We start from the raw sequence: 24297 nt of genomic DNA on the forward strand, positions 1-24297 counted from the left end.
TTATTTAGTTAATGAGAATGGTCTGTCATCGGCACCAAGCCCTCTTTGCTCATTAGGCTTGTCACCCATTTCTAACTTTAAAGTGCCTCCATTTAACAAGTCATTATGTGTAATGAAGTTCTTAGTATAAGTTTTTCCATTCAGACTTGCCGATTGGATATAAACATGATCCTTATCATTAGCCGCGGCATCTATCACAAATTTCTTTCCGTTCTCTAAGTTCAGGGTGATCTTTTTAAACATCGGGCTGCCAAAAACGTACTCGCCGGTGCCCGGTGTTACACTATAAAAACCTAAAGCACTCAACACATACCATGATGATGTTTGTCCCTGGTCTTCATCGCCCGGGTAACCGTTCTCGCTAGCGTTATATAATTTAGACATCACATCTCTTGAATGGGATTGTGCTTTCCAAGGCTGGCCGGCGTAGTCATATAAATAGATCATATGCTGAATCGGCTGGTTGCCATGCGCGTATTGGCCCATGTTAGCGGCAACCATTTCGGTCATTTCGTGGATCATACCCCTGTACGTACCAACTTTAACTTTATTAGGTTCGCTAAACACCGAGTCGAGCTTGGCTGTGAAATTTCTGTCGCCACCCATCAGGTTAATTAAGCCTTGTGTATCCTGGAAAACCGACCAGGTGTAGTGCCATGAGTTACCCTCGGTAAACGGACCGCCCCACTCAATAGGGTCGAAGTTTTTTGTCCATTCGCCATCCGGGCCTTTGCCCTGCATAAAGTGCGTAGCCGGGTTATATACGTTTTTGTAATTATATATCTGGCGTGCAAAAACATCCATATAATATTGGTTGCCGGTCATTTTAGCTAACTGATAGCCGCACCAATCATCGTAAGCATACTCCAACGTTTTAGCTGTAGACTCGCGGTAATTAGGATAAGGCACATAACCCAGCTGGTAATATTCTTTCCAGCCTTCGCGGCCATTTGCCGGGCCCCACGGGCCTTTTGATCCTGCCTCATGTAAATAGGCGGCAAGTGCTTCTTTAGGGTCGAATGTATGGATACCTTTCGCCCACGCATCAGCCAATAAAGAAATAGCATGATTACCAACCATGCTGCCGCCCTCACTTGGGAACGACCATGACGGCAACCAGCCGCATTGTTTGTAAGCGTCTAACAAAGCCTGCATGTAACGGCCATGCATCTCTGGTTGGATCAAAGCATTAAGCGGGAACTGCGCACGGAAAGTGTCCCAGAAACCAGTATCAGTATACATATAACCGGGGTGCACGGTGCCATCGTAAGGGCTAAAATAATATGGTTTACCATCAGCACCTACTTCATAAAACTTCCTTGAAAACAAGCTGGCGCGGAAGAAGCAAGAGTAAAATGTTTCCATATCGGCTTTGCTGCCGCCTTCTACAGTTATTTTACCCAACGATTTATTCCAAACCGCTGCGGCGTTTGCTTTGGTTTGCTCTAAAGTTTTATCGGCACCTAACTCGCGGTCACAGTTTAACTGTGCCTGTTCTGCGCTGATATAAGAAGACGCTGTTTTAACCTGCACCTTTACGCCAGCTTTAAACTCAATATAAGCGCCCCGGCCCAAACCTTGTGCCTCGGTTGAATCTGCATTGATGGTGTTATTTTTATTTTCCCAGGTACCGTAAGCTTTTATCGGCTTATCAAACTGTATAACAAAATAGCTTTTCCAGCCTCTTTTAAAACCCGCCCCATTATTTACAAAACCGGTTATCTTGTTTTCCTTCGGATGGATCTTAACACCGCTTAAACGGTCATAGCCGTCTAACACCAAAAAGCTTTTCTTGCCTGATGGATAAGTAAACCTTAAATGCGCGCCACGTTCAGATGGCGAGATCTCTGTAGTTATCTGGTTATCAAATTTAACTTTATAGTAGTTTGGCTTTGCAATTTCGTTAGCATGGCTAAACTTGGCTTCGCGTTTATTTTCATCAACAACTAACTCGCTCATCGGCATTAGTGAGAACACAGCATAGTCACGGGTCCATGAGCTGCACTGGTGCGCTTGCTGGAAACCACGGATATGATCTAAAAAGTATTGATACTTCCAGCCATCTCCGTTTTTGCCGGTTTGCGGTGTCCAGGTATGCATGCCGAAAGGTAATGCTGTAGTGGGGTAGGTGTTACCACGTGTTAACTGGTGCTTAGAGTTAGTACCCTGTAAGGTATTTACATAATGCACTAAGTCTAACTGTTGCGCGAACGCGAAATTTACAGACAGTAAAGGGGTAAGAAAAAGTAATTTTAGTTTCATGCGCTTAATTGGCCTAAATAGTTGGTAATAGGGGTGCCGTTGGTTATGCGGCTTTACATCCCAATTATAGGAAATAATAAAAACGAATGTGCTATTGTAATAATTAACTTACTTAACAGGTTTTATATAGCCGTCACCTCGCCGTTCTTAACCACCAGCTTACCCGTAAATATTAAACTCTTATCCATCCTTGCCGCAACCGATTGTTTAATAACGGCAGCATTGCGCGGTACCTTTTTATTGAATACCTGCTTGCCATTTATGGTGACGGTTACTTTCTTATCAAGGTTTACTAAGTTGTCATTTAAATAGATATACAATACCTCATGTTCATTTTCTAAAATATTGATATTGTTACCCGTTATTGTTACGCGTGCTTTAAGGCCTTTTTTAGCGCTCTCAATCGGCATACCCAACCAGTAAAATTGATCGCGCAGGATATCATCCTGGATCCAGATCACATCCTTTGGTAAAGCGTTACGGGTGTACGACGCCAACCATGGAACGGCTATAGTATCCTTCCTGTTCATCCAATGCGGCATATCTGGGTAAACATGGGTTTCATGTATAAAGCTGCCGGGATAAACAGTTTGTAGGCTATCCAGTCGCTTGCCCCATTGTGCAACAAGTTCATTTCTGTGGTAGGCTGCATCCTTGCCGCCTACAAATGCCATAAACGGAAGGTTCTTTAAGTTCAGGATCTGTGCATCACCAGGGTGGCCCGCCATCATAGATGCTGCGGCCCAATAATCAGGCAGGCGAGGGGCCAATTGAAACACACCATCGCCACCGGCCGAATAGCCCATTACATAAACTTTATCGGGGTTTACATCATCCATTACTATCTCGCTTTTAATTACCTCTGTTAATAACTCGTCCATTGGGTAATCATGCCACATGTTCCAGGCATCAACAGGTGATCGCGGCACAAAATATACACCTTCTTTTAACTTATAGAGTTTCTTTTGATTTTCCCATTGCTGGTCGTTAACCCTTGGCGCAGTACCGCCGCCGCCATGCAGCGAGATATACAAACTACGACCACCGGCTGGCTTATCGCCAAATATTTGCGTGGTAAACTTCATGGCGAAGTTTTTATATTGGATCTGGTGTGCGGCCCACTCAGCTTCTGCCTTGGGTTTTTGCAGTTCCATTTGGGTCTTAAGTTCGGCAGCAGCTATTTGGTCGGCTTTTTTGCGGCTTAAGTTGGTTTGCGCTAAAGCGGATATTGTAAAAAGCGTTACCAGGCTAATTAACGCGCAGGTTTTAAAATCAAAGTAAGTTTTAGTCATCAGGAGGTTTTTTGTTTGCTAAATTTAACAAGATTATCATAAATACCTATATTACATTTCAGATAACCAATCATACCTGTAAATGAGCCATCCCAATAAAAAAGCGACTGTAAGAGCGTTGCTAACTGCTATTATTTTATTTGTTGCTTTTACTAATACATACGCACAATTAATAGTTGTTAAAACCTTATGCGAAAACAAGGTTAACCCTTTGGGCGTATCGGCCAAAAACCTTCATTTTGGGTGGGAATTGTCATCACTACAAAACAATCAGATCCAAACAGCTTACCAGATAGTTATTGCTACCTCGCCTGCAAAATTAAAAGCCGGCAATTATGTTTGGAACTCATCCGCGGTAAAAACAAGCGAAAGCGTTTTGGTACCTTATAAAGGCAAAGCACTATTGCCCGGTACGGTCTATTATTGGCAGGTAAAGATTTGGGATAAAAATAACAGCGTCTCGGCCTGGAGTAAAGTAAACAGCTTTTGCACCGGCCTTGAAAGTGCAGCCGACTGGAAGAATGCTAAATGGATAGGCTACGAAGAATTGCCGGACTCCATGCGGGTTGTGCCCGGGATGCACGGCCCTGATAAGGCCGCTTTAAAGATATTGGGTAACAGGGCAAAGGAGCATAGCGTAATACCATATTTCCGCAAAGAATTTAAGGCTGATAAAAAGATCGTCAGTGCTTATGCTTTCATTAGTGGACTTGGACAGTACGAAATGAGCGTTAATGGTAAAAAGGCCGGTGATGGTTTTTTAACTCCCGGCTGGACCTTTTACGACAAAACTGTTTTATATAACGTATTAGATATAATGCCGCTTTTAAATAAAGGTGTAAATACCTTAGGGGTAACAGTTGGCAACGGGTTTTATTACATCAACCATGAACGCTATACCAAAATGGTTGATGCCTTCGGGATGCCTAAACTAATATGCCGCGTAAAACTAACCTATGCCGATGGTACAACTGACAATGTGATAAGCAATGAAAACTGGACAACTGCCCCATCGCCTATTACATTTAGCAGTATTTACGGCGGCGAGGATTATGATGCGCGTTTAGAACAGGCGGGCTGGAATAAGGGCCGCTTTAACGATAAGCTATGGAAAAAGGCCGAATTAGTTAAAGCGCCAATGGGCCAGTTAATTCCAGATCCGGATTACCCAGTTGCCGTTATAGATTCGTTTAGCGTTAAAAATATAACACAACCTAAACCAGGTATTTACTTATATGATTTTGGGCAAAATGCTTCAGGTATTATCGAATTAAAAGTTAAAGGGCGTAAAGGGCAAATTGTGAAGCTTAGCCCTGCCGAGATTTTAACTCCAGCTAAAATGGCTAACCAGGGCGCCACCGGTGGCCCATATTATTTCGCATATACTTTAAAAGGCGGTGGTGTAGAAACCTTCAGGCCTAAGTTTACTTATTACGGGTTTAGATATGTACAGGTGGAAGGTGCTATCCCGGTGGGGAACACAGGCGATCTTCCGGTTATTGAAAAGCTAACCTCCTTGCACATCCGCAATTCATCTCCACAAAACGGAACTTTTAAATGCTCTAACGAATTGTTTAACCGCATTTATACGCTAATAAACTGGGCCATAAAAAGCAATTACCAAAGTGTGGTAACAGATTGCCCGCACCGCGAGAAGTTGAGCTGGCTGGAGCAGGATTACCTGATGGGAAACTCTATCCATTATAACCTTGACAACTACGCGCTTTACCGTAAGCTGGTTTTTGACCTGATAGACTCGCAGGATCCAAAAGGTTTTGTGCCGGATATAGCGCCCGAGTTTGTACGCTTCGGTGGCGGATTTTTAGACTCGCCCGAATGGGGGAGCAGCGCGGTTATTTTGCCATGGCAGCTATACAATTGGTATGGTGATAAAGATATCGTTGCAAAAGCCTACCCAATGATGAAGAAGTATGTGGCTTACCTGGAAAGTAAATCCAATAATCATATTTTGGACTATGGCCTGGGCGACTGGTTCGATTACGGCCCGCGGCAACCCGGCGAAGCGCAATTAACTCCAAAGGCGCTAACCGCCACTGCTATATACTATTACGATGTTTTGCTGCTGAGTAAAATGTCAGCGATATTAAATAAAACTGATGATGCCGCTTGGTATACAAAACAGGAATTAGCTGTAAAGCAGGCGTTTAACGCTAAGTTTTTAAATGCCGCAACCAATGTTTATTCAACCGGCAGCCAAACTGCCATGGCTATGCCTTTGAGTGTTGGTTTGGTTGATAATGGTATAAAAGCAACAGTACTTAAAAATTTGACGGACTCTATCAGTCTGCATAAATATGCGCTTACTGCCGGCGATATCGGTTTCCATTTTTTAATTGACGCGTTGGATAAAGGCGAACAATCAAAAATAATTTATGCCATGAATAACCGCGACGATGTACCGGGTTATGGTTATCAACTTAAAAAGGGGGCGACCGCGCTCACCGAATCATGGCCCGCTTTAACAAACGTATCAAACAACCACCTGATGCTTGGCCATATTATGGAATGGTTTTACAGCGGTTTAGCCGGAATAGGGCAGGAGGAGGGTAGCGTAGGTTTTAAATTACTTAAAATAAGGCCGCAACCTGTAGGAGACATCACCAGCGCATCGGGCACATTTCATACCCCTTACGGTTGGGTATACACAGATTGGAAAAAAGATGGTGATAAATTTTCGATGAAGGTTACCATCCCGGCAAATAGCACAGCCAACGTTTATCTGCCGGTTAAAAGCGGACAGGCAGTGTATATCAACGGTGAAAAGCGGTTCCCGGATATAGGTGAAATACCACTTGTAAAATGCGGTGCAGGCAAGTATTTATTTGAGGTGAAATAGTCTATGCTCTTTCGGTATGTCGACAGGAAAAAACAACCTAAACCTGTCACAAATAAAAAGCCCGATACGTAATGTACCGGGCCTTTTGTTTTAAGTGTGGGTATGATTAATTTCTTTCTTTACCGCTGTAATGAAGTGATACTTCAGGATTTTTTGCATAATCCGCCCAAAGCTCATCAATGCTTTTACCAGATAAAGCGGCCCAGGTAGCTTCAGTGTAAGTATGGGCTCTTAATTCTTTATCTAACATAACAGCCATACCCGGTTTAACTTTTTGCTCTATCCATTCAAAGAAACGCGCAGTAACCCTATAGCTGTTTTTGTAGCTTTGTGTTTCTTTAAACGCGGGTAAATACCATTTAGAACCGATGTTATCTACACCATATTCGTAACGGATAAAATCAGCAATACCTTCTGTTAACCAAACCGGGCCGGCACTATAACCATAGCCTTGTACCAAATGGAAACCTTCGTGTGTTACAATGTCAATATCGGTAGGGTGAGCATTCATGTATTTGGTGCTGAATAAAATGCGGTTGCCGCTTGCTTCGGCTACGCCTTTATAGGCAGTATCAGTAACAAATACCACTTCGTGCGTGGTTTTATCATTAAACTTACTAACCAATGCCGGGAATACCTTAAAGTAGGTTTCTACCAGGTCTTTCCTTATAGCAGGGTTAAAATCCGAATTTTTGTTAATGAAAACCAATTGGTAGCCATCCCTCACAGTAGTATCTACCGAACTCCAGTTTTTATGCAAGGCTTCCTGCAAGCTGTTTTGGAAATTAACGAAGTTCTTCTTGTTTTTTATCCATTTGCTGTTTACTAAAAATTCGCCCGGTTTCGCGCTTAAAGTAAAATCTTTCGCATTGGTATCAATTATGCGCATAGTAACTTCTTTCGCCGTGCGGTAACCGTCGGCGGCAGCAAATCCCGGATACACTGCTTTAAAAGCAGCGCTTACCTGGGCTGTATCTACTTTAACCTTTGTATCATTAACAACTGTTATGGCATATGGCCGGGGTGCATTACGCCTGCGTTGCGGGTTTTGGCCAGTTGGTGCAGTGGCAGTTGGCGTTGTCTGTGCAAATGCAGCAGCAGATAACATTACTAAAAAAGTGAGTTTGGTAAGTTTTTTGATCATGGGGCAATTTTAATTTTTCCCTAAATATAATTCAAGAAAAGTTAAATCCATGTAAAAATGAAGCTACAGTAAAAAACCATACATTTAGTTTCTGTAAATAAAGTTTAATATTAATTGATGTTAAAGTAACCGGATATACCGAGATTGCATCCTTTAAGATATCTGCACTGATGAAGAAAATAGCATGGCTAACAACGGTTTTAATTTTACTTTTTTTTAAAACCAATGCTCAAACTACTGCCTGGAAATTTGCCCATGTTTCTGATATCCATATCGGCAGCGGGACATCCGTTGAGGACCTACAAAGAACTATTGCTGATATTAACGCTGATTCCGAACTGCAATTTGTAATCATATCTGGTGATATTACCGAGTTTGGCGCCGATGAAGAGTTAACACTTGCCAAATCCATGTTAAGCGGTTTAAACAAGCCCTGGTATATAATACCTGGCAACCATGATATGAACTGGTCTGAAAGTGGGGGCAATAGCGTTAAAACCATTTTTGGCTCAGAAACTTTTGCATTTAACCATAATGGGTTCCTGTTTCTGGGTACCAATTGCGGGCCCAATATGCGGATGAGCCCGGGGCAGGTCCCTCAGGAAAACCTCGTTTGGCTGGATTCGGTTTTAAAAGCGACACCAAAAACAACACCTGTTATATTTGTAAATCATTATCCCATTGATTCTGCCCTTAACAATTGGTACGAGGTTATCAATCGTTTAAAAACACGTAATACGCAGCTCATTATTTGCGGGCACGGGCATAGTAATCACAAGCAAAACTTTGAAGGGATCCCCGGCGTTATGGGCCGCTCAAATTTAAGGGCCAAAGACACAATAGGGGGGTACAATATCGTAACCGTCACCGGCGATTCGGTATTCTATAACGAGCGCAGGCCCGGCGTTCAAACCAAACCAACATGGGTAAAAGAGCGGCTTTATACACATAATTTTAAGCAGGATATTCAATATCCGCGGCCCACATTCGCTATAAATAAACAATTTAATACAGTAAAATCGGTTTGGAATAAGCAGGATGTCACCGACATAGGCGCAGGCACCGCCGTTGCAGCCGATAGGGTAGTTGTAAGCAATACTGCGGGCTGGATTACTGCTTACCGCTTAAAAAATGGCAAACAGCTATGGGCAACAAAAACCGGCGGCAAAATTTACAGCACGCCTTGTGCCGATGGAAATTATGTAGTTGTAGCCAGTACTGATAAATACCTTTATTGTCTTGATAAAAATACCGGAGCTGTTAACTGGAAAGTAAAAGCAGATAAACCGATAGTAGCATCACCTGTGATACATAGCGGACGGGTGTTTTGCGGGGGCTCCGACGGTCATTTCAGGTGCTATGATCTTGCTTCCGGGAGTTTAATATGGGACTTTGCTGATGTTAGCGGCTTTGTTGTAACCCGGCCGGTAATAAATAATGGCAAAATATACTTTGGCGGTTGGGGTAATTATTTTTACGCGCTCAATGAACAAACCGGTACATTAGCCTGGAGCTGGACAAATGGTTCTGCTAATCGCATGTATTCACCGGCATCTTGCGTGCCAGTAATAACTGGTAACAAGGTGTTTATAGTAGCACCTGACAGGTTTATGACCTGCCTTAATGCCGCTACCGGCGAAGTTATATGGCGCAAAGGCGATCCCAAAATAAGAATTCGCGAAGCTATGGGCGTTTCTGCAGACAGCACCTTGATCTACGGGAAAACAATGGAGGGCGATGTATTGGGTTTCTCTGCCAAAGCCGACTCTATGGAGGTAAAATGGCAAGCTAAAAGAAATATCGGTTACGACATTTCGCCGTCACTAATAGAAGAACACAACGGTTTGGTATTTACTTTAAGCAACTCGGGCAATATTTATGCTTTTAAACGCGAAGACGGCTCGCTGGCATGGGTGCATAAACTATCAAACTGTCTGGTTAACCCGTTAAGTTTTTTTGATGAGAACAAATTGATAGGTACAACTATGGATGGTAAGATCGTTTGTTTGCAGTATTAATGATCAGTTAAATGCCTTAAATATGCGCCCGGATTATTTAAAAAAGATTTGGTAAGCGTAAAATGTTCTGTTTCTTCATAGCTGGTTTCCCCCATTCCATTATCGTCAAACTGGTAAATCGTAGCACCTGGGTAACATAGAAGCATAGGAGAGTGGGTAGCGATTATAAATTGTGCCCTGCCACTTTTATCAAGCTCGTGTATAACCGACATAAAGGCCAGAATCCGGGCAGGAGATAAGGCAGCTTCGGGCTCATCAAGAATATAAATTCCGTTATCGAACTGATTATTGAACAAGGACAGAAAAGATTCTCCATGCGATTGCTCATGTGGCGAGCGCCCGCCATAAGCATCTAAAATACGTTTTTTGTCTCTGATGTCTGCCTCGGCAATCAACTCATCAATATAAGTTGCGAAGTTGAAAAAGCTTTCCGCCCGCATAAAAAAGCCTTCGTTGATTCGGCGTGAAGACCATATCAAGCTTATGTGCTTTGCCAGTGGAGATTCATATCCCTCAAACCGATACCCTGTGTTTAAATTGTGATTACGATTTCCTCCTCGCAGACTAAAACCACATTGTTCGGCAATTCCTTCCAGTAAGGTTGACTTACCCGACCCATTCTCCCCAACAAAAAACGTAACATTACTTGTTAGCGAAAGCTGCAATCCATGGTTTAGACTCGGAATATTTTGCAAATAACTACCATCTTGGATTAGCGGAAGCGATACGCGGGATAAAAAAGGCATTTAGCTGAACTTTGGTACAAAACAAATTTATAATTCTTTATTTAATTTTAGGATGTGTTGCAGATGAGTAGTTGATGATACAACAGAAAGATTTATTTATCTTTAAATATTAAGAATAACCTAACAAGTCAACAATTATGGATCAAAGGCCCCAAAGGTTTACCTCGCTCGATGTGTTTCGCGGGATGACTATCTGTTTTATGATAATTGTAAACACACCCGGCAGTGGTGCCAAACCCTTTGCGCCTTTGCAACATGCCCACTGGTTTGGATTTACACCAACCGACCTGGTTTTCCCTTCATTTATGTTCGCCGTTGGTACGGCTATGAGCTTTTCTATGAAGAAGTTTACCGGTCTTAGCCAATCGGCAGTTTTATTAAAGATCTTTAAACGGGCGGCCATTATATTTTTGCTGGGATACCTGATGTACTGGTTCCCGTTTGTAAACCATGATGCAGTTACCGGCTGGTCGGTAAAACCAATTAGCCATACCCGTATTATGGGGGTGCTGCAACGTATTGCTTTAGGGTATTTGTTTGCGGCATTAATGGTGCGATTGCTTTCTGCCAGGGGAATAATTATAGGCAGCCTTGTGCTTTTATTTGGTTATTGGTTTATCCTGCTTATTTATGGCGATGCTGCGGACCCTTACGGCATGCTCACCAACGCCGGCACGTACCTTGATAAGCTTGTATTAGGTGATAGCCACCTTTACCATGGCGAAGGTGTAGCGTTCGACCCTGAAGGGATACTTAGTACCCTGCCATCTATTGTAAACGTAACAATAGGCTACCTGGCCGGGCAATTTATTCAGCAAAAAGGAAAGAACTACGAAACCATAGCCAAGCTGATGTTATGGGGCAGCTTTTTGATCTTCGCGGCCCTATGCTGGAATTTAACCTTCCCGATAGCCAAAAAAATATGGACAAGCCCGTTTGTGCTGTTAACCGTTGGTATTGATTTGCTGATCATCTCCTTATTGATCTACCTGATAGAAATGCGTAAAGGCAAAACGGCATGGGCAGGTTTCTTTATCACTGCAGGCAAAAATCCGCTTACGGTTTACCTGTTTTCAGAATTATTTGTAACCGTATTATACCTGATCCCTGTAAAAGGTACCAGCGCGTATGAGCGGATAAATAATGTATTGTTTCAGGCTATGCTCCCGGGAGCGCTTGGCTCGCTATTGTTCGCCATTTGTTATATGTTGATCTGCTGGTGTTTAGGCAAATTTCTGGAAAACAAAGGAACCTATATCAGGGCGTAAGTGCTAACAGTGGTTAAGAAATTGGCGTTAAAAATTATGTGTCAAAACATTCAAACAACTTAGCTTATTCACGGTTGAATTATATATATTGCAGTTACTTGTTTTTATGAATTAGTGCTCAAAAAACCGCTTATATGGCGCTACCACAATATATTTTTAGCCGTTACCGCTATCTTCTTAGTCAGCAGGATGATTTTCTTATCAAGACCCGGATAAAATTATTGCTGGTTTGTTTATTAGCTTTTATCGGGCTTTTTGTCGCACTTAGCATATTGTATCTTTTCCAGGACCGTAATTTCCTGCTTTATCGAGCGGTTATTTACATTGTGTTGTTTTCGTTTGGGCTAAGCCTGTTACTTTCCGGGCGCCGGTGGAATATTTCCGCACATTTTTTTATTATTTGCCTTACCCTGCTTATCTGGTCAAATGTAATGATGTTTAGCCCTGGCTTAAATATCGTTACCATACAATTTTCAGTATTAGTTTTAGCGGCTGCATATTATATTTTAGGTGCCAAATGGGGCATTATCTATTCGCTTGTTAGTACGCTACCGATAATTGGCGACGTGCTGCTTGAAAATTATACCAACTATGATATCACTCTTCAGCACCTCACGATCAATGGCAATGCCTTTACGCTAACGTCTTGTTTTAACTTTAGCTTATTGATATTTATTCATTATTCCTTTTTCCGGGCGTTGCGCAAGTCTACCCGGCAGGAAATAAACCTGCGAATTGGTTTGCAAAAAGCACTGGCCGACGCCGAAGAACTGTCGACTGCAAAAACTAATTTCCTTACCACTATGTCGCACGAGTTGCGCACACCGCTAAACGCGATGATTGGCATGACCAATATTTTATTGATGGAAAACCCTAAGCCGGCTCAAAAAGAGAATTTAAATATCCTGCGTTTCTCTGCCGATAACCTGATGGCTACAGTTAATGATATATTGGATTTTAATAAAATCAATAACGAGAAGATAACCCTGGAGAAGCAAGCGTTTCAAATGGAGGAGCTCATCGCCAACATCATGGGCACCTTTAAGCCTGCAGCTAAAGAGAAACATTTAGAGTTGGATTGTCACTGTGATCCGGATTTAAAGGACGTAGTTGTTTTGGGTGATCCTATGCGCTTAACACAGATATTGTTTCATTTAGTGGGTAATGCCATTAAGTTTACGTCAAAAGGGTATGTAATGCTCACGGTGGGCATTACCGGCCTTAACACCAAAAATGTCAGCCTTCATTTTAGCGTGGCCGATTCGGGGATTGGTATCCCTGAAGAACTTCAGTCGCAAATATTTGAGCCTTTTTCGGCACCCTTATCACGTACAAGCCGTCAGTTTCATGGCACGCTTGGCTTAACTATCGCTTTTCACCTGGTTAAGTTACATAACAGCCAACTAAGTTTCAAAAGCCAGGAGGGCTTGGGTACCAAATTTGAATTTGAGGTAAGTTACCCGGCCGCGACTATGCCTGAAATTGCTGAATCGCCGAAAGCTATTTCAGCTATTGCGGGAATGCGGGTGCTGGTGGTAGAGGATGAAAAGCTGAATATTTTGGTTATTAAAAAAATACTGGCTAATTGGGGCATCACCCCGGATGTAGCGATGGATGGTCAAAAAGCTATAAAAGCCGTAATAGAGAATGATTATGATGTGATCCTGATGGATATAAACAAGCCAATAATGGATGGATTTGAGGCCGCTAAACAAATCCGCCAGTTACCTTTACCTCATAAAACTACTATTCCTATCATCGCGGTAACAGCCTCAATTGGCGCAGCTATAGAACGGGTTGCCCAGTATCCCTTTATTGACGATTGTTTACTCAAGCCCTTTAATCCCGAGCATCTTAGAGAAAAGTTGATGGAAATAGCGGGAAGAAATGTAATGAAATAGCCGGAAACAGTATTAATATGCGCGTGATAATTCAATTTAATACGTGCAATTGGTTTGCATATCTTCTACCTTTGCGGCATGATCAATTATTTTGACTTTTACGCCATACCACAATCCTTTAACCCTGATGCTGCTCAGCTTAAGAAGAAGTTTTACGAGCTAAGCAAAGAATATCACCCCGATTTTTATGCCAACGAGGATGATGCCAAACAGCAGGAAATCCTTGAACTATCTACCATAAATAACAAGGCATATCAAACACTTTCTGATCCCCCAAAGCGGTTAGAATACATTTTAAGGCTGCATGAGCTGGTATCAGACGGCGCAAAACCACAACTGCCGGCAGATTTTTTAATGGAGATGATGGATATTAATGAACGCTTGATGGAAGTTGATAATGCCGCCGACCTAGGCAGCATAACCGCAGAAGTACTTGCGGTTGAGGGCGATATGAGCGATGAGCTAAACAGCTTAACTGCCGATTATGAGCAACTGGATGACACCGCTAAAGAAAGCCGCTTAAACGATATTGCAAATATTTATTACAGGCAAAAATATCTGTTGCGAATTAAAGAGAGTTTAAATACATTTGCATCCCGCTTCTGAGGGTTGAAAGACACACTTAGATAGCATGCCCAGCTGGCGGAATTGGTAGACGCGCTGGTCTCAAACACCTGTGGGAAACCGTGCCGGTTCGACTCCGGCGCTGGGTACATTTTATGACAAGTAGCCAATTTTATTGGCTACTTTTTTTATGGGGTAAATTTCTACGTTATGATCAATGGCTTTTAGCTGTTGCCATTTGTACTGTCAACTTTTTTGTCAATGATTTGATGAACTCATTTTTGTCCTCTCTCACATCCTTTATTATCGCTTTCAGGTCAGCTGGATTATCGAAATATTTATCTGCCCATAAATGAATTTCGACGATAACTGGCAGCAAATCTATTGCTTTTTGAGTTAGAGTATATAGAACTTTCGCTTTACTATCCGGGTGATCCAATTTCTCGATCAGTTTGTTCTCTTCCAAACCTTGTAGCCTCGATGCTAAAATATTTGTCGCAATTCCTTCTGCTGATCTTAAAAACTCGCCATAAGTTGATTTCTGAAAAAACATCATATCCCTGATGATAAGCAAAGACCACTTATCTCCTAAAATGTCTAATGTGCAACTTATCGGACAATCCGACCTTTTTTTTGATTTTTCCACGTAAAATATTTTGTATGATTCAGTTGCCAATTAAAAGTGCTTTATTATATTTGCACTTGCAATTTGCAAGCAAATATAAAACTAATTTGCCAAACCATAAAAAAATAAGGTCGTGGAATTAAAAGGAAAAACAATATTGATAACCGGCGGAGCTGCTGGTATAGGACTGGAAGCTACAAAGCAATTCTTGGCTAACGGTGCAAAAGTAATTATCACAGGTAGGAACCAGGGGAAATTAGATGCAGCTAAAAAATTATATCCTGCGCTAAGTGCTATTAATAGCGATGTAGCTAATGCGGATGATGCCCAATCACTTTTCAATAAGATCAAAGAGATCGGAGGGATCGATATTTTGTACAATAATGCAGGGGTTATGGGCGGAGCTAAAAACCTGGGAATAGTTAATGATAAACATTTTGAAACGGCAAAGTATGAAATGGACATCAATTACCTGGGTGTGATACGCCTTAACAATTTGTTTATGGATATGCTGAAGTCAAGAAAAGAAAGTGCCATAATCAATACCAGTTCGGTTTTAAGTTATGTGCCTTTTAACCTTTCGCCAACCTACTCTGCATCTAAAGTGGCAATGCGTTTTTATACTGAAGTTTTGAGAGATCATTTAAATATAATTAAAAGCACCGTGAAAGTGTTCGAACTTTTACCACCAGTGGTAGCGACAGAGATGACGGAAAATCTTGAGGCCAAAGGAATAAGTCCTGAAAAATTGGTCAACGCGCTGATCGTCGGTATTAAAAAAGATCGTTTTACCATACGGGTTGGCGATACCAAATTAGTTTATTTTATACATCGTTTCTTTCCAAAACTGGCATATGGTTTAGTAAATACTGCAAAAAGTGCAAGCCAGCTTCGATCATAAGTATAGTTATTTGCTATCAACATCATAATATCCAAAGTTGTATCAACAAATATTTTAGTTTCTGTTGATACAATAGTGTTTATATACTGCGCTTTTTCCCACAAAGGCACTAAAGACCACTTTGATTGAGAATTTAGGGCTCTCTGTGTAATCGGCTGGTTCAATTGAAAACGGCTTAGATATCTAAAATTACCTTAATCATCAAATAGAGTGGCTAAACGTTTCAGATCATCTAAAAATTGGTTCGTGGGGGCGTCGGGCTTTGTTGTTTAATACCCAAAATCTCTCGGTTTATTGTAAGTATAACGCAGGTCCGGCCATCCTATTACGTTTTAAAAAATATAGTTAAAAAACTTTTTTTTAGCGTCTTCTACCTTATATTTTTGATTCAGGATCAATAAAAAAAAGAGAGCATGGATACATTAACCGAAACCAAACAGGATATAAATGCACAGCAATTCTTTCACGGCACTAAAGCTCAACTAAAACAAGGCGACCTGATTGCGGCTGGCTTTAGCTCAAACTATGGCAAGCAGAAGAAGGCATTATTTGTCTATTTGACAGCTACAATGGATGCTGCGATTTGGGGAGCGGAACTGGCTTTGGGCGACGCGCCGGGGAGAATTTATATAGTACAGCCTACCGGCGCTATAGCGGACGATCCTAATTTAACTGACAAAAAATTCCCCGGAAATCCAACCAAATCCTATCGCACCCGAGAGCCACTGCTGGTTATTGGCGAGGTCACTGAGTGGGGGGGACACTCGCCGGAACGGTTGAAGGAAATGAAGGATAATATTCAACGCCTTAAAGAGCTTGGCATTGAGGCGATACAAGACTGATTAACAGTAAGGTAGGGCGGTAGACCATTGCAGACTAAAACAATGGATTTTTGCTATAAGTTCAATAAGTCGGCAATATTATTTAACATTGCCCAGTTATTATCGATATGCCCTTTACCACATCCGTCACAGATCAGGAACTGATCGCTCTTATTGCGCAAGATAATATGGAAGCTTTTACTGAGCTTTATCAACGGTATTGGGATAAGATATTTGCGGTAGCAATGCACCGCCTGAGTGATATAGCCGAAGCGGAAGAAATTGTACAGGAAATATTTTTGAGCCTTTGGTCACGCAGAAACAGCTTACAGCTAACGCACGGCTTAAATACTTATTTATCCGTTGCTGTAAAATACAAAGTAATTAATCACCTTGCCCGGCAACACCGCCGGCAACTGCAAATAACCCGGTTAACCGATAGCTCACTTGTAAACTCCAACACGACCGCCGAATGGCTGGATGAAAAAGAGCTGCGCATGCAATTGGAGAAAACGATTGGCACCCTGCCCGAAAAATGCCGAATTGTGTTCTTACTAAGCCGCGAAGAAAACAAGACCTATGCAGAAATTGCAGCTGAACTAAACATATCGCAAAAAACCGTTGAAGCGCATATGACTAAAGCGCTAAGTACCTTACGCCAAAGCCTTAAAGTGGCTGCTCCCATATTTTTATTACTACTGGAAAAATAATTTCCGTTTCTCACTAAGGGTATATCCTATCAACGCTGACTATATGTGAAAGGTTAATATAGTTTACCATGGATAAGAAAAATTACGACCCGGCAGAACTGGCCCATAAATGGGAGCAAGGCACTATCAGCTCGGAAGAGCGGCTATGGTTTGATCAATGGTATGCTACCTTTAATGATGAAGAAATATTGATCCATCATGACAAATACAAAACGCCGCAACAGATCGGGGATAATATATTAAAAAATATATCGGCACACCTAGAAACGCCTAAACGCCCCTTGCGTAAAGTTGTACAGTTATGGCACACTATTGCTGCCGCCGCGGTTGTACTGTTTGTCATAGGTTTAGCTTTGTTTTATAATAAAGCCACCGTTAACCCGGTACACCAGGTACTGGTAAGCAGCAAACCCGGTCAGCACTTGCAAATTAGTTTGCCGGATGGTTCAAAAGTATGGCTAAGCCCCGCTACCCAGATCAGTTACCCCAACCATTTTAGCACGGCAAAAAGAGAGGTAAAATTAACCGGCGAAGCTTTTTTTGAAGTAGTGCATGATACCAAACACCCTTTTATTATTAGCTCTGGCAAGTTAAAAACAGTGGTATTAGGTACCAGTTTTAATGTACGGGCCTATCCAAAAGCAAGCTCGGCAGAGGTAACGGTAATAAGCGGCAAGGTAGGCGTTGTGCTTAACACAGCAAACCGTAAACAACAGCATATCATCGTCGCTAATCAGCGTACCGTATATTACACAGCCACAGGTTTACTGATAAAAGAAAATTATCCTGATGGAGCCCGCTTTCTTGACCAGCGCAATGGGTTGTATCACTTTAACGGCGCATCGCTCCAATTTATTGGCAGCGAACTTCAATTGCAATATGGTATCAATATTTCAATTGCCTCGGGTTTAAGTGATAAAGCGTTTTACGGAAGCTTAAATACCTCGGCGCCGGTTGAGCAAACGCTAAATAAACTTTGTACGGTAATGGAGATACGATGGATCTTGAAGGATGGCGTCTATTATCTACAGGAAAATAACACAAATTAATTTCTTCATAAAAAAACCCGGTGCCTGTTAAAACAACCGGGATTAATTAACGCAGTACGGTAACCACCAAAGGCCTTCGAAACTTAAGGCGGTTACAACTTAACATTAAACTTTAAACATATGAAAAAAAAAGAACGAACGGAGAGTTTGAAAATTAATAGCCGGTTTAAAGACTGGCCGCGGCAAATTAAAACAGCAATGGTATTGCTTGTGTTTCTGATGCTGGTTCGGCCTGCTGCTTTTGCCCAAAGTCCGCTGGATAAAGTTTGCAGCATCAGTCTGAACAACGAACCGCTAAAGACTGCGCTCGATAAAATATCTGCTATTAGCGGTGTTAAGTTCACTTATAACGAAACTGTTGCAAAAAGTACTATTAAAATCACTTTACAAGCTAAAGAACAAAGCCTGAGTACTATTTTAACCAATGTGCTGGCTCAGCATCCATACAGCTATATGCTGCTTGATCAGGATATATTGATTCGCTATGATCCTGATAAGAAAACAAATAAGCGCCCGGTTAAACCTTCATCATTAAAATATAGGGTTAGTGGTACCGTAACATCAAAGCAAACCGGGGAAACCATTATTGGCGCAACAATACGGGTTTTGGATATGAACACGGGTACTTCCAGCAACGGCTACGGTTTTTTTTCGCTCAACCTGCCTGCCGGCGAGAACAGACTTTCTATATCTGCCATGGGCCAGAAAACGGTGTTAATGACTATTACGCTGACAGCCGATCATTCGCTGAACATTGAGATGGAAGACGAGAGCCAGCAATTACAGGAAATTAAGATCAACGCCGCTGCACCCAACAGCCGCGATCTTGCCAGCCCACAAATGGGTGTTGAACGGTTGAATATACAGGACACCAAAAACATGCCCGTATTGCTGGGCGAGCGTGACGTAATTAAAACCATACAACTGTTGCCGGGCATAAAATCGGCCGGAGAAGGAAGCGGCGGTTTTTTTGTTCGCGGCGGGGCTTCAGATCAAAACCTGATCTTGCTGGACGAAGCACCTGTTTATAACGCGTCTCACTTGCTTGGCTTTTTTTCCACCTTTAACTCTGATGCGATCAAGAACATCAATATTTTTAAAGGCGATATGCCTGCACAATACGGCGGGCGCTTATCTTCTGTCCTTGATATTAAAATGAATGATGGCAATAACCAAAAGTTTGGCGTTAGCGGCGGCGTTGGTTTAATAGCGGCCCGGCTTAATCTGGAAGGGCCGATTCAAAAAGGGAAATCGTCCTTCCTGATTTCGGCACGCCGTACTTATGCAGATATGTTCTTAAAACTGTCTAAGGATAGCACGGTTAACCGCAGTAAATTATACTTCTATGATCTGAATGCCAAGGCCAATTATATCCTGGGCAACCGTGACCGCTTATACCTGTCGGGGTATTTTGGAAAAGATGTACTGTCTGCAGAAAATGTAGCAGGTATTAACTGGGGAAATACAACCGCTACGCTTCGGTGGAACCATGTATTCAACAATAAGTTATTCTCCAACACCTCTGTTATCTTCAGCGATTACAATTACAGGATCAGCATTAAACAGGATATTAATGATTTAGGTATCTACTCCCAGATCAGGGACTGGAACTTAAAAGAAGACCTGCAATGGTACGCCAACGAAAAAAACACCATCTCAATGGGTTTCAATGGCATTTATCATACTATTAAGCCCGGAGAGATCTCTGCCACAGGTAATTCAGGCATCGTTTCACAAACGCTGGAGAACCGGTACGCCTTAGAAAATTCAGCGTATATCAGCAACACCTGGAAAGCCACAGATCGTTTTACCTTAACTTATGGATTACGTGCTTCTGCATTTACCATATTGGGCAAGGGTAATTATTATAACCTGGATGCTGATGGAAACATTACCGGCAGTAAATACTATACAGCCGGACAGGCGGTTAAAACATATATAAACCCCGAGCCACGTATTGCCGCGGCCTTTCAATTGAACGATTTTAGTTCTGTTAAAACCTCGTATGCACGCAATGCGCAAAACCTGCACCTGGTCAGCAACTCAAACGCCGGTTCGCCAACAGACAAATGGGTGGCCAGTACTAATTTGATCAGGCCGGAATTGGCAGATCAATTTTCTGTAGGTTATTACCGCGATTTTAGCGAACACAAATACGAATTTAGTGTAGAAAGCTATTACAAAATATTGCAAAACCAAGTAGATTACCGCAACGGTGCCAATATTTACACCAATCAACCTATTGAAACCCAATTGCTCTATGGCAAGGGCCGGGCATACGGTGCAGAATTTTTGTTAAAAAAGAAAACAGGCCGACTTACAGGCTGGATAAGCTATACGTTATCAAAAAGCGAACGCAAGATAGACGGCATCAGTGACAACCAATGGTATAATGCACGCCAGGACCGTACCCATGACATTGCAGTAGTAGCCATCTATAAAGCCAGTGAAAAATGGACTTTATCTGCCAATTTTGTTTACTATACCGGCGACGCGGTAACTTTTCCGGGCGGGAAATACCAGGTTGACGGTGAAAACTATTACTATTATACCAACCGTAATGCCGACCGTATGCCAGCTTATCACCGGCTTGACTTAGGTGCAACACGGCAATTAAAGAAAACTGCCAAATTTTCGTCAGACCTGACTTTTAGTTTATATAATGCTTACGGTAACCCAAATGCTTACCGGATCTTTTTCCGCGACAGTGCAGCCGACCCTAACCGTACAGAAGCGGTAAGGACAACACTGTTCACTTTTGTACCATCGGTTACTTATAACTTTAAATTTTAAAAACATGCGTTACTCTATAACCTACCTGATATTAATTGTTTCGATAACTTTTTTATCGGCTTGCGAAAAAGCCATCGACCTTAAATTAAACAACACTACACCCCAGTATGTAATAGAAGGCGTATTAACCAATGAGCCGGGAGGCTGTAAGGTATTAATAAGCCAAACTAAAAAATTTACCGACGATAATGTCTTTAACGGTGTTAGCGGGGCACAGGTAAGCATAAGTAACAACGGTAATACGTATATCATAACCCCAACAGCCCAGGGTGTTTATCAAAACAGTACATTTTCCGGTACTCCTGGCCAAAGCTATCTGCTCTCTGTTAATATCAACGGGAAGGATTTTACCGGCGCCTGCACTATGCCACAACAGGTTAAGTTGGATAGTATTTACCTGGTAAAAGACAATTTCGGCAACAACGCGGACGGGACTACGCGCAAGTACATTACCGTAAAATACCTTGATCCGGCCGCTGTTAAAAACAGTTACCGTTTTGTTCAATATATTGACGGGCGCAAAGAGAAAACCGTTTTTGTAGACAATGATGAATTTACCAACGGGCAGGTAGTAAACAATCAGTTAAGGGCTGACAATGTCAATGATGACCCTGCAAGGGATATCCGCTCCGGGAACCACGTGACTATAGAAATGCTAAATATTGATGCTACTGTATATAAATACTGGTTCAGCCTTGCAGAAAGTGCAGGCGGCGATGGTAACAATGCCGCGCCGGCTAACCCGGTAACCAACATACAAGGTGGAGCACTGGGATATTTTAGTGCGCATAACATCCAAAAGAAGACACTAATAGCGCCTTAAATATTAATAAGCACCTCCGCTTCGGTGGGGGTGCTTATTATAAGCGATTAGGTTATTGCACATTGCGCTAACGCAATTCGCCTCCAATAAGCACTTTAACCATCCCAAACTCCGCTGTTTGTTGTAAGGATAACGCCGATCCGAGTATCCTATTGCGTTCAAAAAAATATAGTTGAAAAACGTTTTTTTAATGTTTTGCACCTTATACTTTTGGGCTGTATGATTAATAATGAAGGCACAAACGTGGCTACAACAACCGAAACAAAACACGAGATAAATACACAGCAATTCTTTCATGGCACTAAAGCTCAACTAAAACCAGGGGACCTGATTGCCGCCGGTTTTAGCTCGAATTATGGCAAGCAGAAGAAAGCCTTATTTGTATACCTGACAGCTACAATGGACGCCGCTATTTGGGGAGCCGAACTTGCCTTAGGTGACGCACCCGGGAGAATTTATATTGTAAAGCCGACAGGTAATATCGAGGACGATCCTAATTTAACAGACAAGAAGTTCCCCGGAAATCCAACCAAATCCTATCGTACGCGCGAGCCACTGCTGATTATAGGCGAAGTTACAGAGTGGGAGGGACACTCGCCGGAACGGTTGAAGGAAATGGAGGATAACATTCAGCGCCTTAAAGAACTTGGCATTGAGGCAATTGAGGGTTAATACAAAAGATTGTATCATAAAACTATAAAATGATAGCGGTACGGCGATGTGTTTTTATCGTATTTTAGACAAAACATAAGCAGCATTTAAATTGAGCAAGTATTTTCTATCCCGTTTTAAGCTTTATTTATTCCTGGCTTGCTGTTTGATTTGTTCTTCATATACTATTCCTGATAAAGTTCCGGTTAGCAAATTTGGGGCATTACCAAATGATGGCCAAAATGATGCGGCGCAGCTGCGCCAAGCTATTAGCTATTGTAAAACACATCCCGGTATTACACTCTATTTCCCTCCGGGCGTGTATGATTTTAGCGATGAAAAGGCAGTTCAGCTGATGCAGGATGTAGCAGCAGGCAGGTTGGGAAAGAATCCGCAGAAAACAATTTTCACGCCGTATTACCCCTATGTAAAAGGCCTGGATTTTAAAGGGTTACAAAATATAGTCATCGAGGCAGAAGGAGCTACCTTATTATGCGATGGCTGGCTGGAGCCGATATCGTTGAACAATTGTAAAAACATCCGTTTAAAGGGAATTACTATCGATTATAAACACAAACCTTATAGCATAGGAAAGATCGTAGAAGTCCAACCAACATATTTTGACGCTTTGTATGAAGACATTTACCCGGTTGATACAAATGTTACCATGTTAAGGATAACTATCTATGATGTAAAAGCACGTCGTTATTTAAATACAGAGTTTGTCCCTCCGCATAAAATTATCGGCCCTCACAAACTAAGGTTTTTCAGAAAGATTGACCCGTTGATGCTTGGCAACCTGTTAAGATCTCCGCGTAGCTTTCATTTTCGCCCGGCTATATTGATCCAGGAGGCCGAAAATATAAAGCTTGAAGATGTTACCATCCATGCTCAACCGGGTATGGGTATAGTAGGGCATCGTTCAAAAAACATTACTTTAACCGGGGTTAAGGTTGTCCCCCCGGCGGGAGGGATCCAGTCAAGTAATACTGACGCCACACATTTTACGTCTTGTATCGGACTACTCCGGTATGAAAACTGCCAGTTTGAAGGCCAGGGAGACGATGGCATTAACGTTCATAATTATTATTACGGCCTCCAAAAGTCTCAAAATAGTTCGGCCTACAATTTAAATACAAAAGGAGCGGAGCTGCACGCGCAAGTGCTTGATTACCCGGACGTGAAAGATACCCTGGAGCTGGTTAACCGTTCAACGCTGGCTGTAGTTAAAAAGGTTGTGGTAAAAACAAGGGTAAACAATATTGATAGCCTTTATACTACAGTTACCTTAAATGAAAAACTTCCTGCTGATATTGATAATTATTATTTGATAAATATAACCCGCTTGCCCAGGGTAGAAATTATTGGATGTAATTTCATCAATAACCGGGCGCGCGGTATCCTGATAAAAACGCGGAATGTGTTAATTGAAAGATGCCTGATCAAAGAAACAAGCGGCACAGGGATACATATAGGTGCGGAAAGCAACTGGCTTGAAGGGCCCACATCTGCAAATGTTATTATCCGGAATAACCGCATTATAAGATGCGGCGGAGGTGCCGGTACAATTGAGCGCACAAGTGGCATTGCTGTTAATGTCATAGCTCCTGATAAAACACTGGCGGGTCTGCATAAGCATATCACTATCGAAGGAAATATAATAGAAGGCGATCATGCGGAAAACGGGATTTACATTTCGGGTGCAACCGACGTAACGATTCGGTCGAATGAGATATCAGGATGCACTAAACCTATCAACATAAAGTATGCTGATGATGTAAAAGTTTATGCAAATCCGGGCGTGCCGGATGTGATACAAAAAACTGTAAGGTAGTAAAAAAAACATGTCAACTTTTTGACTTGTCCTGATAT

Annotated in this window: 18 protein-coding genes and 1 tRNA gene; 14 read left to right on the top strand and 5 right to left on the bottom strand. The window is 42.1% G+C overall.

Annotated elements, in window-relative coordinates; genetic code table 11:
- Both ABIB50_RS15055 and ABIB50_RS15060 read right to left on the bottom strand, forming a co-directional pair.
- On the bottom strand, window positions 1–2262 hold the full coding sequence (locus ABIB50_RS15055; RefSeq protein WP_429380852.1) for a GH92 family glycosyl hydrolase: 2262 nt from the start codon (window positions 2260–2262) through the stop codon (window positions 1–3).
- Between the two features lie 122 nt (window positions 2263–2384).
- Window positions 2385–3554 (bottom strand): hypothetical protein, encoded by a 1170-nt coding sequence (locus ABIB50_RS15060; protein ID WP_429380854.1) that lies wholly within the window; start codon window positions 3552–3554, stop codon window positions 2385–2387.
- Window positions 3555–3636: 82 nt separating this feature from the next.
- Here ABIB50_RS15060 and ABIB50_RS15065 point away from each other — a divergent pair, with 82 nt between their 5' ends.
- Window positions 3637–6411, top strand: a complete 2775-nt coding sequence (locus tag ABIB50_RS15065) for a family 78 glycoside hydrolase catalytic domain (protein ID WP_429380856.1) — start codon at window positions 3637–3639, stop codon at window positions 6409–6411.
- Between the two features lie 106 nt (window positions 6412–6517).
- Here ABIB50_RS15065 and ABIB50_RS15070 read toward each other — a convergent pair whose 3' ends face one another.
- Window positions 6518–7555, bottom strand: coding sequence for a basic secretory protein-like protein (locus ABIB50_RS15070; RefSeq protein ID WP_429380858.1), 1038 nt, complete (start codon window positions 7553–7555; stop codon window positions 6518–6520).
- A gap of 170 nt (window positions 7556–7725) precedes the next feature.
- Between ABIB50_RS15070 and ABIB50_RS15075 the strand changes: the two genes are divergently transcribed.
- Window positions 7726–9573 carry a PQQ-binding-like beta-propeller repeat protein gene (locus tag ABIB50_RS15075; RefSeq protein ID WP_429380860.1) on the top strand — a complete coding sequence of 616 codons (1848 nt, stop codon included), beginning with the start codon at window positions 7726–7728 and terminating at the stop codon, window positions 9571–9573.
- Here ABIB50_RS15075 and ABIB50_RS15080 read toward each other — a convergent pair.
- Window positions 9570–10319, bottom strand: a complete 750-nt coding sequence (locus ABIB50_RS15080) for an AAA family ATPase (RefSeq protein ID WP_429380862.1) — start codon at window positions 10317–10319, stop codon at window positions 9570–9572. The two genes, ABIB50_RS15075 and ABIB50_RS15080, sit on opposite strands and share 4 nt — an antisense overlap.
- 137 nt (window positions 10320–10456) lie before the next feature.
- Here ABIB50_RS15080 and ABIB50_RS15085 point away from each other — a divergent pair, with 137 nt between their 5' ends.
- The 4 genes from ABIB50_RS15085 to ABIB50_RS15100 all read left to right on the top strand — a co-directional run bounded on the left by ABIB50_RS15085 (window position 10457) and on the right by ABIB50_RS15100 (window position 14201).
- A complete protein-coding gene (locus tag ABIB50_RS15085) occupies window positions 10457–11587 on the top strand; it encodes an acyltransferase family protein (protein WP_429380864.1) in 1131 nt (376 codons plus the stop codon).
- Window positions 11588–11721: 134 nt separating this feature from the next.
- Window positions 11722–13488, top strand: a complete 1767-nt coding sequence (locus tag ABIB50_RS15090) for an ATP-binding protein (protein WP_429380866.1) — start codon at window positions 11722–11724, stop codon at window positions 13486–13488.
- Window positions 13489–13566: 78 nt separating this feature from the next.
- Window positions 13567–14094 carry a Fe-S protein assembly co-chaperone HscB gene (gene hscB, locus ABIB50_RS15095; RefSeq protein ID WP_429380868.1) on the top strand — a complete coding sequence of 176 codons (528 nt, stop codon included), beginning with the start codon at window positions 13567–13569 and terminating at the stop codon, window positions 14092–14094.
- 27 nt (window positions 14095–14121) lie between these two features.
- A tRNA-Leu gene (locus ABIB50_RS15100) sits at window positions 14122–14201 on the top strand.
- A 65-nt stretch (window positions 14202–14266) separates the two neighbouring features.
- Here the strand turns inward: ABIB50_RS15100 and ABIB50_RS15105 are convergent.
- Window positions 14267–14698, bottom strand: coding sequence for a winged helix-turn-helix transcriptional regulator (locus tag ABIB50_RS15105; protein WP_429380870.1), 432 nt, complete (start codon window positions 14696–14698; stop codon window positions 14267–14269).
- Window positions 14699–14810: 112 nt separating this feature from the next.
- Between ABIB50_RS15105 and ABIB50_RS15110 the strand changes: the two genes are divergently transcribed.
- From ABIB50_RS15110 to ABIB50_RS15145, 8 genes are all read left to right on the top strand, one after another.
- Window positions 14811–15578 carry an SDR family oxidoreductase gene (locus ABIB50_RS15110; protein WP_429380872.1) on the top strand — a complete coding sequence of 256 codons (768 nt, stop codon included), beginning with the start codon at window positions 14811–14813 and terminating at the stop codon, window positions 15576–15578.
- Between the two features lie 413 nt (window positions 15579–15991).
- Complete coding sequence (arr, locus tag ABIB50_RS15115; RefSeq protein WP_429380874.1) at window positions 15992–16420, top strand: NAD(+)--rifampin ADP-ribosyltransferase; 429 nt, start codon at window positions 15992–15994, stop codon at window positions 16418–16420.
- A gap of 107 nt (window positions 16421–16527) precedes the next feature.
- A complete protein-coding gene (locus ABIB50_RS15120) occupies window positions 16528–17109 on the top strand; it encodes an RNA polymerase sigma-70 factor (protein ID WP_429380876.1) in 582 nt (193 codons plus the stop codon).
- Window positions 17110–17177: 68 nt separating this feature from the next.
- Window positions 17178–18158, top strand: a complete 981-nt coding sequence (locus tag ABIB50_RS15125) for a FecR family protein (RefSeq protein WP_429380878.1) — start codon at window positions 17178–17180, stop codon at window positions 18156–18158.
- A 120-nt stretch (window positions 18159–18278) separates the two neighbouring features.
- Window positions 18279–20951: a TonB-dependent receptor gene (locus tag ABIB50_RS15130; protein ID WP_429380880.1), complete on the top strand. Its 2673-nt coding sequence runs from the start codon at window positions 18279–18281 to the stop codon at window positions 20949–20951.
- Between the two features lie 4 nt (window positions 20952–20955).
- Window positions 20956–21774 (top strand): DUF4249 domain-containing protein, encoded by an 819-nt coding sequence (locus ABIB50_RS15135; protein ID WP_429380882.1) that lies wholly within the window; start codon window positions 20956–20958, stop codon window positions 21772–21774.
- Window positions 21775–21993: 219 nt separating this feature from the next.
- Window positions 21994–22446 carry an NAD(+)--rifampin ADP-ribosyltransferase gene (gene arr, locus ABIB50_RS15140; RefSeq protein ID WP_429380884.1) on the top strand — a complete coding sequence of 151 codons (453 nt, stop codon included), beginning with the start codon at window positions 21994–21996 and terminating at the stop codon, window positions 22444–22446.
- Window positions 22447–22537: 91 nt separating this feature from the next.
- Entirely contained in the window at window positions 22538–24259 is a 1722-nt protein-coding gene (locus ABIB50_RS15145; protein ID WP_429380886.1) for a right-handed parallel beta-helix repeat-containing protein, read from the top strand.
- The last annotated feature ends 38 nt before the right edge of the window (window positions 24260–24297 follow it).

Origin of the sequence: Mucilaginibacter sp. UYCu711, assembly GCF_050433825.1 — a bacterium.
Lineage (GTDB): Bacteria > Bacteroidota > Bacteroidia > Sphingobacteriales > Sphingobacteriaceae > Mucilaginibacter.

Excerpts from the sequence above, each read along its gene's own strand:
- ABIB50_RS15060 (WP_429380854.1), bottom strand. The coding sequence starts at position 3,554 with ATGACTAAAACTTACTTTGATTTTAAAACCTGCGCGTTAATTAGCCTG.
- hscB (WP_429380868.1), top strand. The coding sequence starts at position 13,567 with ATGATCAATTATTTTGACTTTTACGCCATACCACAATCCTTTAACCCT.
- ABIB50_RS15055 (WP_429380852.1), bottom strand. The coding sequence starts at position 2,262 with ATGAAACTAAAATTACTTTTTCTTACCCCTTTACTGTCTGTAAATTTC.
- arr (WP_429380874.1), top strand. The coding sequence starts at position 15,992 with ATGGATACATTAACCGAAACCAAACAGGATATAAATGCACAGCAATTC.
- ABIB50_RS15090 (WP_429380866.1), top strand. The coding sequence starts at position 11,722 with ATGGCGCTACCACAATATATTTTTAGCCGTTACCGCTATCTTCTTAGT.
- ABIB50_RS15120 (WP_429380876.1), top strand. The coding sequence starts at position 16,528 with ATGCCCTTTACCACATCCGTCACAGATCAGGAACTGATCGCTCTTATT.
- ABIB50_RS15075 (WP_429380860.1), top strand. The coding sequence starts at position 7,726 with ATGAAGAAAATAGCATGGCTAACAACGGTTTTAATTTTACTTTTTTTT.
- ABIB50_RS15125 (WP_429380878.1), top strand. The coding sequence starts at position 17,178 with ATGGATAAGAAAAATTACGACCCGGCAGAACTGGCCCATAAATGGGAG.
- ABIB50_RS15070 (WP_429380858.1), bottom strand. The coding sequence starts at position 7,555 with ATGATCAAAAAACTTACCAAACTCACTTTTTTAGTAATGTTATCTGCT.
- ABIB50_RS15085 (WP_429380864.1), top strand. The coding sequence starts at position 10,457 with ATGGATCAAAGGCCCCAAAGGTTTACCTCGCTCGATGTGTTTCGCGGG.
- ABIB50_RS15135 (WP_429380882.1), top strand. The coding sequence starts at position 20,956 with ATGCGTTACTCTATAACCTACCTGATATTAATTGTTTCGATAACTTTT.
- ABIB50_RS15065 (WP_429380856.1), top strand. The coding sequence starts at position 3,637 with ATGAGCCATCCCAATAAAAAAGCGACTGTAAGAGCGTTGCTAACTGCT.
- arr (WP_429380884.1), top strand. The coding sequence starts at position 21,994 with ATGATTAATAATGAAGGCACAAACGTGGCTACAACAACCGAAACAAAA.
- ABIB50_RS15080 (WP_429380862.1), bottom strand. The coding sequence starts at position 10,319 with ATGCCTTTTTTATCCCGCGTATCGCTTCCGCTAATCCAAGATGGTAGT.
- ABIB50_RS15130 (WP_429380880.1), top strand. The coding sequence starts at position 18,279 with ATGAAAAAAAAAGAACGAACGGAGAGTTTGAAAATTAATAGCCGGTTT.